A 15,111-nucleotide genomic window follows, 5' to 3' on the forward strand; every position below is an offset into this window, starting at 1 on the left:
CGTTACCTCGACACGCGCTAAGTCTAGAACTCGGGGCTCGGAAGACCGGCGAACCTGAGGGCCAGCTGATGCGCGACCATGCGGACGCGCTCGCCGGCCTGGGCGTCCCGCGCCCGGGTCGCCAGATGTTGGGCGATGGCGACGCCCTGCTCCGCCACCTCGCGGTCGCCGAGGGCGGCGAAGGCCTCGGTGGCGCGGAGGACGCCGTCGAGCGAGCCCTGCTGGCGCGCCCGGAAGAGCGCGGCGAGGTAGAGCTCGCGTGCCTTGGCCTGGGAAGCCCTCCGCGCCCCGGCGACCTCCCCGAGTCGCAGGTAGGTGTCCCCGGCCTCGATCAGTCCCTCCCAGCGCCTGCTTCTGAGCGCCTCACCGTATGCCTCGCGCCAGGCGAGTTCTGCGGCGCTGACATTCTTCGCTGCCAGCGCGTCTTCGACCCGACGCAGGTGGCCCGCCCACCCGGCCCGTCCGGCGTCCCGGCTCGCGAGCGGCTGCTCGGCCCCGACGAGCGGGCCCTCGTCGGTCAACGCCGCCGTCTCGTCCTCCGTCAGCAGCAGCGGACGCTGACCGAACCGGACAGTCTCGCTGGCGAGCACGGCCAGGATGGCCAGGGCCACAAGCGAAAGCCCGAGCCCACGGGCAACGACCGCGGAGCGCGACTGCATGATCATCTCTGGCTCCTCCCATGTGCTGTCCTTGTTGCGTTGCCAGCCCGCGTCCTGGATAAGCAACCCGAATGCCATGCGGGGATGGCGGGAAAACGCGGGGTTGGCGCCCGGGCGCGGGCCGATTCGGCCGTCGCGGCGGAAAGATGCCCGAAGCCGATCGGGCGCGTTGCCCTCACTTCCTCGACGAAACCCCGGTGGCGTGGGTCAGGGAGTCGGAGGTTGGAGACTCGCCCTGTACTCATGGGGAACTCTCTCCCACGCGTTGCGTGCGGCGCGGTGAGCGTCATGCCACGAAACAAGCACATCCGCGATCTGCTGCCCTGTCGGCCATTCGCGTGCATCAATCGCCGGGGAACACGATCCCATCGCAACGTCCGCCGGAACCCCACCCTGGGCATTTGCGACGGTCACCTGTGGCCAGTTTTGCAGGGCAGTGGCGCCTTCTTCGATCGTTCGAACCATGCGCCGGACTCTGCTGGTGGCTTCTGCCAGAATCCTCCGGGCTTCAACGTATGCCCGAATCGCATCGTCCTGCGCCATGGCGGTTCGTCCCATTGCCAAAGGTCACCAGGCCAACGGGTCGCTTACACTAACGGTCAAAACGGATCCGCCTCGCGGCGCTCGGCGCCGGCGACCGGGACCGTCAGCCGCTCCTCGACTGCCCGCACCCGGTCGCGAGCGAGCGGATCGCGCGCCTGCGCGGCGAGCCCTTCGGCGATCCGGACACCCTGCTGGGCCGCCTCGCGGTCGCCGAGGGCAGCGGCGGCCTCGGCGGCGCGGAGGACGCCGTCGAGCGAGCCCTGCTGGCGCGCGCGGAAGAGCGCGGCCGAGTAGATGCGCCGCGCCTTCATCGTAGCAACCTCGTGAAACCCCGCGAGCTTGCCCAGCCGCAGGTACGCGTCACCCACCTCCACCAGCCCTTCCCAGCGGTGGCTTCTGAGCGCCGCGACGAAGGCATCGAGCCACGCCTCCTCGGCTGCGCTGACGTTGTTCTGGACAAGCGCTTCCTCCACCTTCCGGACGGAAGCCGTCCACGGCGCGTCGCCCGGCTCGGCCTTCGCGGCCGTGACAAGTCCGGGCCCCACGAGGTAGAAGCGGAACTGCTTCACAGCCTGGTCATGCTGGTTGAAGACTGCCGCGACCAGGAATCCCAGGCCGACGAGGTAGAGCCCGAACCCGCCGCCCAGGATTTCCCAGCGCCACTCTGCGATCATGGGGCGTTTCCTCCTTTTTTCTGTTGACATGCGCTTGGTCGCGACTGCTTACTTTCACTACGCTGATGAGTTGGCTCCCGGCACTCGGAGCCGGGGAGAGAGCGGGTGAGGCGGCAGGACCTCTCGAGCCTTCTCGATTTGCCTCGGCGAAGCTCCGTCGGTCACCTACCTCGATGCCCCGTTCGTCCCCCGCAGGTCGTGCGTGTGAGCGTCGCCTCCTTTCCTAACCCCCCGGCCTGGTCCGCCGCGCCTGCGCGGCAGCCGGCGCCGGGCTTGAACCATTACGGACACCCCTCGAGTCCCGCAACCCTGATGCCAGCGGGACAGAACTGTCAGAATTCAGAAAACAGCTAGTTAGGAGCGGGATTTGATGGGATCATCGGTGGTGGTGGTGGAAAATTGAGCGGTGGTTCCGAACGACGTAAGCTAGGGGGCGACATGGCCCCATTTGCCGACTTGATCGGCGAGAGCCCGGGGGTGGTGGCGGTCCGCGAGAAGATCAGCCGGCTGCTCAAGAGGCCGGGGGAGGGCCGGCGGCTGCCGCCGATTTTGATCCAGGGGGAGACCGGCACGGGCAAAGGGCTCCTGGCGCGGGGGATTCATCGCGCGGGGCCACGGGCGGCGGGGCCGTTCGTGGACGTCAACTGCGCGGCGATTCCGGAGACGCTGCTGGAGGCGGAGCTGTTCGGGTTCGAGCGCGGGGCGTTCACGGACGCGCGGCAGCCCAAGGCGGGGCTCTTCCAGGCGGCCCACGGGGGGACGATTTTCCTGGACGAGGTGGGGCTGCTGCCGGAGACGCTGCAGGGCAAGCTCCTGACGGTGATCGAGGAGCGGGTGGTGCGCCGGCTGGGGAGCACGCGGGGCGAGCCGGTGGACGTGTGGATCATTACGGCGAGCAACGAAGACCTGGCCGCGGCCACGCGGGCGCGGCGCTTTCGGGAGGACCTCTACCACCGGCTGGCGGTGCTGACGCTCTGGCTGCCGCCGCTCAGGGAGCGGGGGCAGGACATCCTGGGGCTGGCCGAGCATTTCCTGGCCCGGGCGTGCGCGGACTACGAGCTGCCGCCGAAGGCCTTGGCGGCTGACGCCCGGCGGGCGCTGGGGGCCTACCGGTGGCCGGGCAACATCCGGGAGCTATCGAACGCGATGGAGCGGGTGACGCTGCTGGGGGAGGGGGCCGAGGTGACGGCGGAGATGCTCGGGCTCGCCGAGGCGGCGCCGGGCCGCCCCCCGGAAGCTCAGCCGGAGGCGGTCGCTCTGGAGGACCGGGTGGGTAGTGTCGAGCGCGCGCACCTCCTCGAGGCCCTTCGCGAGAGCGACTGGAACATCACGCGCGCGGCCTCCAGGCTCGGGATCTCGCGCAACACCCTTCGCTACCGGATCGAGAAGCACGGGCTCCGGCCCGGTGGGGTGCGGGCCCCGGTTCGCCGCGAGGCGGCTCGGCCCGCCGCGACGGCGCCGGCGGCGCCCGCGGTCCCGCCACCAGTCGTCGCCGCGCCGACGGGTGTGCGGTGGGAGCGCCGCCGGCTCACGCTCCTGCGCGCGGTGGTGGTGGCTCCGGCCGGGGAGCAGTCACCCCTCGAGACGAGCCGGCCGCTCGAGGTGCTCATCGAGAAAGTGCAGAGCTTCGGGGGCCGGGTCGAGGAGCTGAGCCCGACAGGTCTCATCGCGGCGTTCGGGCTGGAGCCGGCCGAGGATGCGCCCCGGCGGGCGGCCCACGCGGCGGCGGCGATCCAGAAGGCCGCGCAGCGCGCTCGACAGGGCGCCGCCGAGCAGGTCTGGGCGGTCAGGCTCGTGATCCATGTCAGCGAGGTCATGGTCGGCCGGGGCAACGGCAGGGTCGAGATCGACCTGGACAGTAAGCGCCAGGCGTGGACCGCGCTCGAAGAGATCGTGGCCGGGGCGGAGGCGGACACGATCTTCGTTACCCGCGCGGCGGCGTCCTTCCTCGAGCGTCGCTTTGACCTTGTCCCCGTGGGCGAGCCACCTGCGAAGGGGTACCGGCTCTGGGGGCGCGAGCGGGCGGGGCTCGGGCTCGGGGGTCGCATGGCGGCCTTCGTCGGGCGCCGGCAGGACCTGGAGCTCTTGCGGAGCCGGTTCGAGTCTGCGGCGCGAGGTCAGGGCCAGGTCGTCGGGGTGGTGGGGGAGGCAGGGATCGGCAAGTCGCGGCTCCTCTTCGAGTTCCGGCAGAGCTTCGCCGAGCAGGCGATCACGTATCTCGAGGGTCACTGCTTTTCGTACGCGAGCGATATCCCCTATTTCCCCGTGCTCGACATCCTCCGAATGAGCTGCGGGATCGCCGAAGCGGACACCCCCGAGACCATGGCAGAAAAAGTCCACGCGAGCCTCATGGCGGCGGCGATCGGTTCCGCTGAAGGGGCGCCATATCTCCTTCATCTCCTGGGATTAAAGGACGGCACGGACCAGCTGGCTGCGCTCAGTCCCGAAGCAATCAAAGCTCGGACCTTTGAAGCCCTCAGGCAGATGGGCCTCAGACTCAGTCGGCAAAATGCGCTCCTCATCGTGCTTGAGGATCTGCACTGGATCGACAGGACCTCGGAGGAGTACGTCGCGTCGCTTGTGGAGAGTGTCGCCGGCGCACGGATCCTGCTCGTCACGACCTATCGACCAGGGTATCGGCCATCCTGGATCGAAAAATCCTACGCGACCCAGATGGCGCTCCAGCCGCTCGCCCCCGAAGACAGCCTGAGCATCGTGCGCTCACTCCTCCGGGCGGAACGGGTCGCCGACTCTCTCGTCGAGCTGATCCTGGTCAAAGCGGAGGGCAATCCGTTCTTTCTCGAGGAACTGGCCCGGGCTGTACGCGAGCAGGGCGACCTTTCGCCGGCTCTTGAAGTGCCAGACACTGTCGAGGAGGTGCTCCTGGCCCGGATCGACCGGCTCCCTCCCGAAGAAAAGAGTCTTCTCCAGACTGCAGCCGTCATCGGCAAAGATATCCCGTTCCGCCTTCTGGAGGCGATCGTTGAAATGCCGGAGGATGCGCTTCGGAGCCGCCTCATGCACCTCCGGGCGGCCGAGTTCCTCTACGAGACAGGCCAGGGCACGGAGGTCGAGCACACCTTCAAGCATGCGCTGACCCATGACGTGGCGTATGCGAGCCTGTCCTCGGAGCGGCGCCGCGCCCTCCACGCCCGGGTTGTTGACGCGATAGAGCGGCTCCACCCGGGCCGGCTGGGTGAGCAAATCGAACGTATCGCCCATCACGCGTTCCGCGGCGAGGTGTGGGGAAAGGCTCTCACCTACCTCCGTCAGGCCGGCGCCAAGGCCGCGTTACGCTCGGCCCATCGCGAGGCCGTGACATGCTTCGAGCAGGCGCTGGTGGCGCTTGGACATCTCCCGGAAGACCACGACACAATTCGGCAGGGGATCGATCTCCGGTTCGGGCTCAAGACTTCGCTCACTCCGCTGGCAGAGTGGGCGCAGATCTTCGACTGCCTGCGCCAGGCGGAGAGCCTCGCGAAGGTGCTCGGCGATCAACCCCGGTTGGGGCGGGTGTCCGCTTACGCGAGCGACTGTTCACGGGTGATGGGAGATCACGAGCGCGCCATCGAGTCAGGCCGACGTGCCCTTGCCATTGCCGAGGTTCTTGAAGACTTCCCTCTCCGGGTCAATGCAAATACCTATCTGGGTCTTGGCTATTACGCCCGAGGCGACTATCGCCACGCGATTGAGTTCTTTAGGAAGAACGTGGAGTCGCTCGCTGGTGAACTGGTCCGAGAACAATTCGAAATGGCCCAGCCTCCCGCCGTCCACTCGCGTGTCTGGCTGGCGTGCTGCCTTGCCGAGGTTGGAGAGTTCACCGAGGGTGACCTAACAGCAGACGAAGCCCTGCGAATTGCTGGGTCCCTGGATCACCCGTTGAGCCTTGCCGTTGCGTATTTCGGGGTCGGCCAGCTTCACCTGCAGAAGGGAGACATCCAGGACGCCATCCGTGAACTCGAACAGGGTCTTGAGCTGAGCCGCACGTGGAACATTCAGCTCTGGTTCCTCAATATCGCTGCAGGTCTGGGCTCTGCGTATGCCCAGTCGGGACGCGCTCACGACGCCGTGCCTCTCCTAGAAGAAGTAGTCGGGCGCTCCGTCACGATGAGACGGACAGGCCTGCATGCGGGCCGGGTGGCGGCGCTGAGCGAGGCTTACCTGCTAGGAGGCGGGTTAGATGACGCGAGCCAACTTGCGCCGCGCGCCCTGGATCTCTCGCGGCAATACAAGGAACGGGGATGCGAGGCATGGACACTGCATCTCCTCGGGGAGATTGCCTCTCAGCGCGATCCCCTCGATGTAGAGAAGGCCGAGGACTACTACGCGCAGGCCAGCTCCCTCGCCGCAGAACTGGGGATGCGCCCGCTCTTGGCCCGGTGCCACTTTGCCCTCGGCAAGCTGTCTCGTCGCACGGTGCGGCGGTCAAACGCTGAACGACATCTGTCGGCCGCCGTCGCACTGTTCCGGGAGATGGGCATGCGGCTCTGGTTAGAGCAGACGCAGGCCGAACTGAGTGGCTTACGCTGAGGAGTCCTCCTCCGCGGCCTCAACTCGCAATGCGTGGATGTCGACTCCGTAGCGCTTGGCGAGGCGGCGAATTTCGAGGCGAATGGCTTCAGCCGCATGCCGATCCAGGTCGCCGCTGATCTCCAGGCGGTAAACCAGTTCGTGGGTATCCTTCTCCATAAGATCTCCGTTAGCTCCTGAAAAATAGATTCGTTTGTTGCTCTTTCTTCATCACGACTTTTGCCTTGAGCGCGCCGCTGAAGTTCGTCGTCACAAGCCGATCGACCTCCTGCTTGAAGCTCGTAAACTTCTTATCGAACTCTTGATACTCTGGGGAAGTCGCCGCGACCTGCGGAGCAGGGATCTCGATGATCACGACAACTTTTTCGTCGGGCCTGGGTGTTGGAGTCGTTGCGAAAGCCATGTGTCTCCCCCCTCGTGTCAACTATTGTGGACCGGCCCAGGGAAGTCGGTGCCTAACTTGGTTGCCTCGAGGATGCCGTCGAAGAACTCGTCAGCGTGGAAGATCCCGGGAAGCGTGTCGAGGTCTCTCAACATGTAATAGTCCTCAGCGACGTCGTACGGCTCATCGATGGCGGGCGGCTGGTCGAGCGCCAGGTGGACATACGTCACGGCCATATTGTATTTTCCTGTAAGATCGAAGAGGTTGGTTCCTGATATGAGACGGCCGGCATTGATCTCTGTGATCTGCCCGTGGCCGTGTGCATCGTCTTTGAGATCGACATCGAAGGCCCCAGAAGCATTCGGGTCGAGAGCCCGGATAGCCTCGGCGCTGGTCTCAACCAGGCGCGGCTCAACGACAATCTTCGCAAGAGCGGGGATGGAGGAGGCCCGACTGGGTCGGCTCTCGCCGCCGAAATAGGACAACCGCTCATAGGTCTTCACCAGGATGAGCTTTCCATTTTTCCAGAGGCTCTGGCACGCGAAGCTTCGACCGGGCAGGTATTCGGAAAGCGTGAAGGACTCTGACGGGACCGCCCGCATCTCCTCCCAGTAGCTGATCCAGCTCCGAGCCTGCGCTGGAGTTTTCACCGGGATCGCTCCCATGGAATCGCTACCGGTTCGGATGCGACACCAGAGTCGAGAGTTCGGGGCCAGGCGATCAAATATTTCCTCAATCGTATCCAGATGGGTTACCGGATAGGTGGCAGGAGCGGGAAGGCCGCGAGATCGAAGAAAAGTCGTCAGGTTGAACTTGTCCTGGCACAAGTCAATGACGGCTTTTCTGGGGAGAAAGAGACGGCACGGAATCTCGTCTCGAAGGTCAGAAATGGTCTTGACATCCGGGTCGCTGTTTGGAATCAGTAGGTGGATTTGCTCAGTCTCAATGATATGGCGCAGGGCATCTGGAAACTCGCGACGCGTGGAGGGTGGAGTGAGGTAATTCCGGTCGGCCGGGGATTTCTTAAGGACGAACCGATCCGAATGGCAGCCGGCGATGAAGAGAGAGGGATCTCCGACCCTCAAGCTTCGGATCAGGTTGTTGCTCCCCCCAGTTCCGGCACGGAGGATTAGCAATCGCGCTTTCATTCCCTCACTGTGTTGTCCGGGGATCGTGCGAGCTTGCAACCTACAAATGCCTCCTGGCCATCTGGCTGTGCGGGGAGCGGCAGGAGCGGCGCAACTGTTCAAAGGGCAAGTCCACGGACATGGCTACGTACCCTGCTGCTGCATTGTGATTGCATGGGGACTGTATGCCGCGTCCACGGGGCTGTCAAGACAGTTTCTTGACCCGAATCTACCCCTTGACGGAGGGATGTTTTGGGTGTGAACTTTCCTTCACAGCAGGCCCCGCCGAGCGAACGACCAGCCGATCCGTTTTGGCCAGCGAGGTGCGCCTCGCCCGCGAGGGCAGGAGGCAGGAGGTAGGTGACATGCCGATCCTAGCGAAGCTCCGAGAGTTCCTCGAAGCTAACAAGGTCCCGTACTCGGTCCACTCCCACCCGACGGCCTACACGGCCCAGGAGATCGCGGCGCTCCAGCACGTCAAGGGCCGCCAGCTCGCCAAGGTGGTGATCGTCAAGGCCGGTCCCGACTTCCTGATGCTGGTGCTCCCGGCAGACCACCGGGTGGACTTCGCCAGGCTCAAGGCGGCCCTGGGGCTGAAGGAGGCGCGGCTCGCCCAGGAGGCGGAGTTCCGCGACCTCTTCCCCGGCTGCGAGGTCGGCGCCATGCCGCCATTCGGGAACCTCTACGGCCTGCCGGTGTACGTGGACCGGGGGCTCGAGAAGGACGAGGAGATTGTCTTCAACGCGGGCACCCACACGCTGACGGCGAAGCTGGCCTTCCGCGACTTCGTCGCGCTGGTCAAGCCGGTGATGACGGAGTTCACCGTTCACCTGTAGATCGCCGTTCGTGCTCTTCGATACCCACGCCCACCTCCACTTTGCGGAGTTCGCCGCCGACCTCCCAGCGGTGCTCCAGCGCGCCCGCGCGGCCGGGGTGCGCTTCATGCTGACCATCGGGACCGACCTGGAGAGCTCGCGCGAGGCTGTGGCCCTGGCCGAAGCGCACCCGGAGGTCTATGCCGCGGTAGGAGTTCACCCCCACGACGCCGCCGGGGCCGACGACGCCGGCCTGGCCGAGCTCGAGCGCCTCGCCGTGACCTCAGCGAAGGTGGTCGCCATCGGGGAAACGGGGCTCGATTACTATCGCAACCTGTCTCCCCGTGAGATCCAGGTTCAGGTTTTCAGGCGCCAGCTCGATTTGGCTCGGGGGCTCGATAAACCGGTCCTTGTGCACTGCCGGGAGGCTCACGCTGAGACCCTGACGATCCTGCGCGAAGCCGGTACGGGGGCGCGAGGCATCATGCACTGCTTTTCCGGCGACGCGGCCGTGGCCCGCCAGTGCCTGGATCTCGGCTTCCTGATCTCGATCGCCGGGCCGGTGACCTATCCCAACGCGCGGAAGCTTCCGGAAGTCGTCAAGCTCGTGCCGGTCGATCGCCTCGTCGTCGAGACCGATTGCCCGTTCTTGCCGCCCCAGCCCCATCGCGGAGAGCGGAACGAGCCGGCCTATCTGGCGATCACCGCGGCGCGCGTGGCCGAGCTGAGAGGCCAGCCTCTGGAGGAGCTGGGGGCCGTCATGGCCCGGAACGCCCTCGCCCTCTTCGCCATCCCGGACGCATAGTGCTCTTCCAAGTAACTGCGCCAAACAGTGCGAGGCGCCACGGGTGGCACGGCGAGCGGGGCGCCCCACCGGAGGGGCCGGGGGTCCCTACACCGGGCGGGGGTGGCCCCGACGGTGGGGCTGCTCGCCGGGACAGGACCCGTGGCGACCGGCATAGGCGAAACAAGTTGGAACCGCGCTAGCTCGGCGGGATGGGTCGATGGCTCTCAGAGATTTCGAGCTCTACCTTCGCGGGCGTCTCAACACCGGCCTGGCCGCCGTCCTGAACGGGCGGCGGCGCGGCCGCGCGACGCCGCTCCCGCTCGATGCTGTCCTCGCCGCGTCGCGCCCGGCTCCGCTCGACTACGTGAGGCTCCTGGAGGGGCGCTCGAACCCGGATCGGCAGAAAGTCCTGGGCCAGCTCCTCGCCGCCCGCGGCATCCCCTTCGCCCGTTTTCCCTTCGCGACCCTGGAGGGGAGCGGTGAGAACTTCGCCGTGGATGTGGGCGGGGGGCTGCGGACCCTGATCCTGGTCGGGCATCACGACGCGGTCCCGGGAAGCCCGGGAGCCAACGACGACGCCTCGGCCGTCGCCATCCTCCTCGAGCTGCTCGGACAGCTCGCCATGGATCCCCCGCGCCGCCTGACCGTCCGTTTCCTCTTCACCGCCGCCGAAGAGGTGGGCTACCTGGGCGCGCGCTGCTATGTGAGGACGGTCCCCCTCGACCGCGTCGTGGGCGTGCTGAGCCTCGAGCTGTGCGGGATCGGCGATGCGCTCGCGATCTGGGATGCTCTCCCGCCCGCGGATCGGGGGCCGATGCTCCAGGCCTTCGCCGGCGCCCTCGAGGCGCTGGGCTACCGGAGGGACGAGACGTATCACGTGGTCGGCCGGATCCCCGTCTTCGGCAGCGACCATCGCGCCTTCACCGCCGTCGGAGTTCCGGCCTTCGGTCTCACCGCGGTGCCCAGCTCGGACGCGGACGCGCTCCGGCGCTTCATCTTCAACCCGCTCCGGTCCGTGTTCTACCACCTGGGCCGGCGCCCGCGTCCGTTCGACACCTACCACACCGCGCGCGACGGCTCCTCCACGCTGGAGCCTGAAGCCCTGGCGCGGACGTGCCGGGCGCTGGCTGCTCTGGTGCGGGCGCTCGACGAGCAATAGGGGCGTGTTGGAGTAAGTGCCCTTCGGGCGCGGGCTTCGCCCGCGCAACCTATTCTGGGGGAGGCCTCGGAGGGGGCCGTCGAGGCCCCCTCCGAATTTTGCTAGGGGAAGGACGGCCCGGCGGACCCCCGGGCGATCAAAAGGCGCGCTCGCCGGGCGTCGGGTGCGGCGACCTGCACGATCACCTCGCCCTGGTCCCCGACGGTGAACGGGTGGACGGAGTGGGCGAGCCGGGTCTGGAGCAGGCACTGGATCCCTTCGGACTCCAGGAGCCCCTTGAGCACGAGCGCCTCGGCCTGATCGCGGCAGCGATGGACTTCGACGAAGCTGCGCTCGTCCTGGCGCGCGCTTGGGGCTTCGGTACGGCTCCCGTCTGGCTCGCGCTGCCGCCCAGGAAAACGAATTACCTTCGCTTTGCGCGCCACGGTCCTATCGTAACACGGCCGAAGCCGCCGCGAGCGACGAGGTGCTGGCGGCTGACCGCCTCAGCCCGGCCCCGAAGCCGGATGGTTCAGCACTGGAACGAGGCAGGGGTCAGGCAGACCGGAATCGGTTGGTTACCGCCGCGAATCACCGGGATCGCCTGGTCGACGCCTCGTACCTGGACCAACTGGATGGGAGGCCAGTTGGTCACCGCGACGGTGCCGGCCACCAGGACGCCCTCTGCGAGCGAGACGGTGCCTGTCACATAGCAAGGGTTGTCATAGGTCCCACACGCTGGCCGTTGGGGCGTTGCCGGTTCTTGCGCTCGAGCCGGGCGAGACTCGAGCACCGGCCGCACCGCCAACGCGACCAGCGCCAGGGCGATGACCGCCAGAACGATCTTCGTGTAACGATCCACCATGGCTCGTCCTCCTTCGTTCTCCTGCGCCGGGCCGCCGGCGCTCAACTTCCGCGGGCCCGAAGCATGGCAGTGTAGAGATGGTGCGCTTCGTGCAGGAGGAAGAACTCGATCCAGGCCGGAATCGTCATGTCCCCGAAGAGCGGATGCACCCCGACCCGGCTCACCTGCTCAGGCATCAGGCGTTTCACCATCTCGGTGAGCTGGCTCCTGAGCCTCTTCAGGCGTCCCAGAACCTCCTCGGGCGGTACGCCCGACCACCGCGCCCATTCCGGGTCCTCTTCCGCGCGGTATCGGCCGAGGATCGGCCGCTCTTCAGTCAGGATCCGGCGCAGTCGCTCGATGAATACTTCGTGGACACGGGCCAGGTGGGCCAGGTTCTCATGGGCCGACCACTCCCCAGGGGCCGGCCGCCGCCTGAGCGCCTGGCTGTCCGCGCCCTCGAGGATGAGGGGAAGAGCGTCGAGCTGAGTTGCCAGGCGGATCGAGACGGATTCGCTCAGCACGGGAGTCCCCTCCTCATTGGGCCTCGCCTCGTGGCGGGCCTGCCTGCGGCATGGCCGCCGCCCCTCGGCTCGAAGATCCACTTGGGCCTCGCCTCGTGGCGGGCCTGCCTGCGGCATGGCCGCCGCCCCTCGGCTCGAACTCCATTCGGCGCTGCGGGACCGAGCCCGGTCGCCTGCGAGTGCCACCAGCATAGCTCAAGCCTTCCGCGAGTCGGAAGCCGGACGTGCCGGGGCCGCGCCCTCCCGGCGCCGGCCCCTTGACCGCTTCCCCGGGCCGAGCGATTATCGGGGCCATGGCCTTCATCTGCGGGGTCGACGTCCGCGTGGACGAGGTGAGCGGGAGCCTCCGGAGATAGTGTCTCTATTCACCGACACCTTGCTCTTGCCAAGCGACGCGTGGTAGCGTCACATCAGCCAGGGTTATGATTAGCGTTCGGACGAGCCCGCCCTTCTCGTATGCGGCGCTGGGGGAGTGCCATCGGCCCGGCTCCATTTACGTCTTCCACGAGACTGCCCCGCCAGGGCCACCCAAGCCGCGCCTCCTCGATCGTGTTCGCCAGGCCCTCCGGACCCGCCATTACAGCCGCCGCACCGAGGAGGCGTACGTCGCCTGGATCCGTCGGTACATCCTGTTTCACGGCAAGCGCCACCCTGGTGAGATGGGCGCACCGGAGATCACGCGCTTTCTGACCGCGCTCGCGGTCGACCGGAAGGTGGCCGCCTCGACCCAGAACCAGGCGCTGGGCGCGCTGCTGTTTCTCTACCGGGACGTCCTGGACCTCGACGTCCCGTGGCTCGACGGCCTCGTCCGCGCGAAGCGCCCGCAGCGGTTGCCGGTGGTCCTCACCCGGGATGAGGTGCGGGCCGTGTTGCAGCGGCTGAACGGCGCGCCCCGGCTGATGGCGTACCTCCTCTACGGGGCGGGGCCCCGGCTGCTGGAGTGCTGCCGTCTGCGGGTCCAGGACGTCAACTTCGCATCCAACCAGATCGTCGTGCGGGGCGGCAAGGGCGACAAAGACCGCGTCACGATGCTGCCCGCCGTCGTGAAGGTGGAGCTCGCCCGGCATCTTGAGTTTGTTCGGGAGCAGCATCGGCGCGACCTCGAGCACGGGGCGGGCTGGGTTGAGCTCCCCACCGCCCTCGCCCGGAAGTACCCGAATGCGGGCCGAGAGTGGGCGTGGCACTGGGTCTTCCCGGCCACTCGAATCTATGTCGATCGGCTCACCGGCCAGCGGCGCCGGCACCACCTCCACGAGTCCGTCGTGCAACGCGCCGTGAAGGATGCGGTCCGGCTCGCCGGGCTGGCGCAGCGCGCGGGACCCCACACCCTCCGGCACTCGTTCGCCACGCACCTGCTGGAGGACGGCCACGACATCCGGACCGTCCAGGAATTGCTCGGGCACCGCGACGTGAGCACGACGATGATCTACACGCACGTCCTGAACCGAGGGCCCACTGCCGTGCGGAGCCCGGCCGACCGGATGTCCAACGCATGAGAGCCCGAGTGTTCCGGCGACAGACGGCCCGCCCGAATAGGCCGACCAGCCTAGCGCGACGGACGACCTTGTGGCCGCGGACTGGAACTGGCTGGATAGACGGGCTGACTGCGCCCCACAGAAGGCGCCCCTGCGGCGGTGCTAGGCCGACCGCGCGGCAGGTTCCGCCTCGCTACACAGGTCGGCCCATTACGCGTTCGGCGGGCATCAACATGCAGATGGAGACACAATCATGAAGGGGAATTACACGGCCGTGGTGAAGAAGTCCGGCGATTGGTGGATCGGTTGGATTGAAGAGGTGCCTGGCGTTAATTGCCAAGAGCGGACCCGCGATGAGTTGCTAGAGAGCTTGCGCATGACGCTGAAGGAAGCCTTGGATTTCAACCGCCGCGATGCGCTCGAAGCTGCCGCAGAGGGCTACGAGGAAGAATCGATCGCGTTATGAAGCGCGGCGACCTGCTGCGCCATTTACGTGCACATGGCTGCCATCTGTTGCGCGAGGGCGCGCGCCATTCATGGTGGTAGAATCCGACTCAGAACAAGCGCTCCGCCATCCCAAGGCACACCGAGATCGACGATCACCTCGCGAACAAGATATGCAAGGACCTTGGTGTTCCGCGCGTCAAGTGACCGCTAACCACCGGTTGGAGACGGCCGAGTACCTCCCCCGATAAAGTAGACACCTCGACCGAACAATCAAGGGGGGTGTCTGATGGCCAGGCCGATAGGTCCGAAGAAGGTCCATCGCTACAGCGACGCGTTCAAAGCCACGGCCGTCAAGCTGAGTGAGCTGTCGAGGGTGCAGGTCCAGGACGTCGCTGCGGCGCTCGACAGTCATCCCTTCATGCTCTCGCGCTGGCGCACGGAATCCCGGGAGGGGCGCCTCCTGGCCGGGAAGGCGGTAAGACTCGAGCCGAAGACGGTGGCCGAGCTCAAGCGCCTGCGTGAGCTGGAGCGGGCGCCTGCGATCCTCCAGGAGGAGCCCGCCCGGTTAAAAAAAGCCATCAAAGCGAACGGCACACCCTGTGTCCTCGCCACCGTCATGGACGTCTACTCGCGTCGTCTCGTCGGGTGGGCCCTGGGCCGAGAGCGGACCGTCCACCTCACGGAACGGGCCGTGCAGCGGGCGATCCGCGCGCGGGCGGCCGTCACCCCCCTCATCTTCCACTCCGACCGCGGGATCGAGTACGGGGCCTATCGCGATCGTGCGGTCCTGTCCCAACACGGCATTCGTCCTAGCATGAATCGCCCGCGCTGCTGCCACGACAACGCCCACATGGAATCGTTCTTCCACTCGAAGCGGCCGTGCGCGCCTACATCCGCTTCTACAACCACCACCGCCTGCACTCCGGCATTGACGACCACACGCCGGAAGAGTATGAAAGATTGGCGCCGTGAATCGGTGTCCACTTTTTCGGGGGAAGATCACCGGCTCGACGCCGGCCGCTCATCCGGTACATTAGCATGCAAGGAAATAGCTTGGCGAGCTGGCGGCGACGGCCCCAAGCGTTGAGGCTACTTGGGCTAGACTGTCGGTGAGCCAGCGCCCAGGTGGAGGTGGATGACGGTGGAAGCGAAGCAAACGGTCAGAG

General features: G+C 66.7%; 15 protein-coding genes. 7 read left to right on the top strand and 8 right to left on the bottom strand.

The features are described from left to right. Positions 1 to 23: 23 nt before the first annotated feature. Positions 24 to 665, bottom strand: a complete 642-nt coding sequence (locus tag HY726_14065) for a hypothetical protein (GenBank protein ID MBI4610121.1) — start codon at positions 663 to 665, stop codon at positions 24 to 26. 593 nt (positions 666 to 1,258) lie between these two features. Beyond that, a complete protein-coding gene (locus HY726_14070) occupies positions 1,259 to 1,876 on the bottom strand; it encodes a hypothetical protein (GenBank protein MBI4610122.1) in 618 nt (205 codons plus the stop codon). 438 nt (positions 1,877 to 2,314) lie between these two features. On the opposite strand from HY726_14070, the gene HY726_14075 reads away from it, so the two are divergent. After that, entirely contained in the window at positions 2,315 to 6,406 is a 4,092-nt protein-coding gene (locus tag HY726_14075) for a sigma 54-interacting transcriptional regulator (GenBank protein MBI4610123.1), read from the top strand. Here the strand turns inward: HY726_14075 and HY726_14080 are convergent. The 3 genes from HY726_14080 to HY726_14090 all read right to left on the bottom strand — a co-directional run bounded on the left by HY726_14080 (position 6,398) and on the right by HY726_14090 (position 7,936). After that, positions 6,398 to 6,565 (bottom strand): hypothetical protein, encoded by a 168-nt coding sequence (locus tag HY726_14080; GenBank protein MBI4610124.1) that lies wholly within the window; start codon positions 6,563 to 6,565, stop codon positions 6,398 to 6,400. The genes HY726_14075 and HY726_14080 overlap by 9 nt on opposite strands. Before the next feature lie 10 nt (positions 6,566 to 6,575). Next, complete coding sequence (locus tag HY726_14085; protein MBI4610125.1) at positions 6,576 to 6,761, bottom strand: hypothetical protein; 186 nt, start codon at positions 6,759 to 6,761, stop codon at positions 6,576 to 6,578. Between the two features lie 65 nt (positions 6,762 to 6,826). Continuing rightward, a complete protein-coding gene (locus HY726_14090; protein ID MBI4610126.1) occupies positions 6,827 to 7,936 on the bottom strand; it encodes a hypothetical protein in 1,110 nt (369 codons plus the stop codon). Between the two features lie 344 nt (positions 7,937 to 8,280). Here HY726_14090 and HY726_14095 point away from each other — a divergent pair, with 344 nt between their 5' ends. The 3 genes from HY726_14095 (at position 8,281) to HY726_14105 (ending at position 10,676) form a co-directional block, all read left to right on the top strand. After that, the gene (locus HY726_14095; protein MBI4610127.1) at positions 8,281 to 8,751 is read left to right on the top strand and encodes a YbaK/EbsC family protein; all 471 of its coding nucleotides are present in this window, start codon (positions 8,281 to 8,283) and stop codon (positions 8,749 to 8,751) included. Positions 8,752 to 8,761: 10 nt separating this feature from the next. Further along, positions 8,762 to 9,535, top strand: a complete 774-nt coding sequence (locus HY726_14100) for a TatD family hydrolase (protein MBI4610128.1) — start codon at positions 8,762 to 8,764, stop codon at positions 9,533 to 9,535. A gap of 199 nt (positions 9,536 to 9,734) precedes the next feature. After that, complete coding sequence (locus HY726_14105; protein MBI4610129.1) at positions 9,735 to 10,676, top strand: Zn-dependent exopeptidase M28; 942 nt, start codon at positions 9,735 to 9,737, stop codon at positions 10,674 to 10,676. Positions 10,677 to 10,777: 101 nt separating this feature from the next. Here HY726_14105 and HY726_14110 read toward each other — a convergent pair whose 3' ends face one another. From HY726_14110 to HY726_14120, 3 genes are all read right to left on the bottom strand, one after another. Further along, positions 10,778 to 11,101 (bottom strand): DUF2007 domain-containing protein, encoded by a 324-nt coding sequence (locus HY726_14110; protein ID MBI4610130.1) that lies wholly within the window; start codon positions 11,099 to 11,101, stop codon positions 10,778 to 10,780. A gap of 86 nt (positions 11,102 to 11,187) precedes the next feature. Then, entirely contained in the window at positions 11,188 to 11,520 is a 333-nt protein-coding gene (locus HY726_14115; protein MBI4610131.1) for a hypothetical protein, read from the bottom strand. Positions 11,521 to 11,561: 41 nt separating this feature from the next. Further along, the gene (locus HY726_14120) at positions 11,562 to 12,023 is read right to left on the bottom strand and encodes a DinB family protein (GenBank protein ID MBI4610132.1); all 462 of its coding nucleotides are present in this window, start codon (positions 12,021 to 12,023) and stop codon (positions 11,562 to 11,564) included. A gap of 422 nt (positions 12,024 to 12,445) precedes the next feature. Here HY726_14120 and HY726_14125 point away from each other — a divergent pair, with 422 nt between their 5' ends. From HY726_14125 to HY726_14135, 3 genes are all read left to right on the top strand, one after another. Next, complete coding sequence (locus HY726_14125) at positions 12,446 to 13,519, top strand: integron integrase (protein ID MBI4610133.1); 1,074 nt, start codon at positions 12,446 to 12,448, stop codon at positions 13,517 to 13,519. 232 nt (positions 13,520 to 13,751) lie between these two features. Further along, complete coding sequence (locus HY726_14130) at positions 13,752 to 13,964, top strand: type II toxin-antitoxin system HicB family antitoxin (GenBank protein MBI4610134.1); 213 nt, start codon at positions 13,752 to 13,754, stop codon at positions 13,962 to 13,964. 267 nt (positions 13,965 to 14,231) lie between these two features. Continuing rightward, positions 14,232 to 15,032, top strand: coding sequence for a transposase (locus HY726_14135; GenBank protein MBI4610135.1), 801 nt, complete (start codon positions 14,232 to 14,234; stop codon positions 15,030 to 15,032). The last annotated feature ends 79 nt before the right edge of the window (positions 15,033 to 15,111 follow it).

The sequence above is a fragment of the Candidatus Rokuibacteriota bacterium genome, assembly GCA_016209385.1.
In the GTDB taxonomy this organism is placed as follows: Bacteria; Methylomirabilota; Methylomirabilia; order Rokubacteriales; family CSP1-6; genus JACQWB01.

What these genes read in the sequence shown, in the direction of transcription:
- HY726_14065 (MBI4610121.1), bottom strand. Translation starts at nt 665, where the DNA reads ATGATCATGCAGTCGCGCTCCGCGGTCGTTGCCCGTGGGCTCGGGCTT.
- HY726_14130 (MBI4610134.1), top strand. Translation starts at nt 13,752, where the DNA reads ATGAAGGGGAATTACACGGCCGTGGTGAAGAAGTCCGGCGATTGGTGG.
- HY726_14105 (MBI4610129.1), top strand. Translation starts at nt 9,735, where the DNA reads ATGGCTCTCAGAGATTTCGAGCTCTACCTTCGCGGGCGTCTCAACACC.
- HY726_14095 (MBI4610127.1), top strand. Translation starts at nt 8,281, where the DNA reads ATGCCGATCCTAGCGAAGCTCCGAGAGTTCCTCGAAGCTAACAAGGTC.
- HY726_14075 (MBI4610123.1), top strand. Translation starts at nt 2,315, where the DNA reads ATGGCCCCATTTGCCGACTTGATCGGCGAGAGCCCGGGGGTGGTGGCG.
- HY726_14080 (MBI4610124.1), bottom strand. Translation starts at nt 6,565, where the DNA reads ATGGAGAAGGATACCCACGAACTGGTTTACCGCCTGGAGATCAGCGGC.
- HY726_14125 (MBI4610133.1), top strand. Translation starts at nt 12,446, where the DNA reads ATGATTAGCGTTCGGACGAGCCCGCCCTTCTCGTATGCGGCGCTGGGG.
- HY726_14115 (MBI4610131.1), bottom strand. Translation starts at nt 11,520, where the DNA reads ATGGTGGATCGTTACACGAAGATCGTTCTGGCGGTCATCGCCCTGGCG.
- HY726_14135 (MBI4610135.1), top strand. Translation starts at nt 14,232, where the DNA reads ATGGCCAGGCCGATAGGTCCGAAGAAGGTCCATCGCTACAGCGACGCG.
- HY726_14070 (MBI4610122.1), bottom strand. Translation starts at nt 1,876, where the DNA reads ATGATCGCAGAGTGGCGCTGGGAAATCCTGGGCGGCGGGTTCGGGCTC.
- HY726_14090 (MBI4610126.1), bottom strand. Translation starts at nt 7,936, where the DNA reads ATGAAAGCGCGATTGCTAATCCTCCGTGCCGGAACTGGGGGGAGCAAC.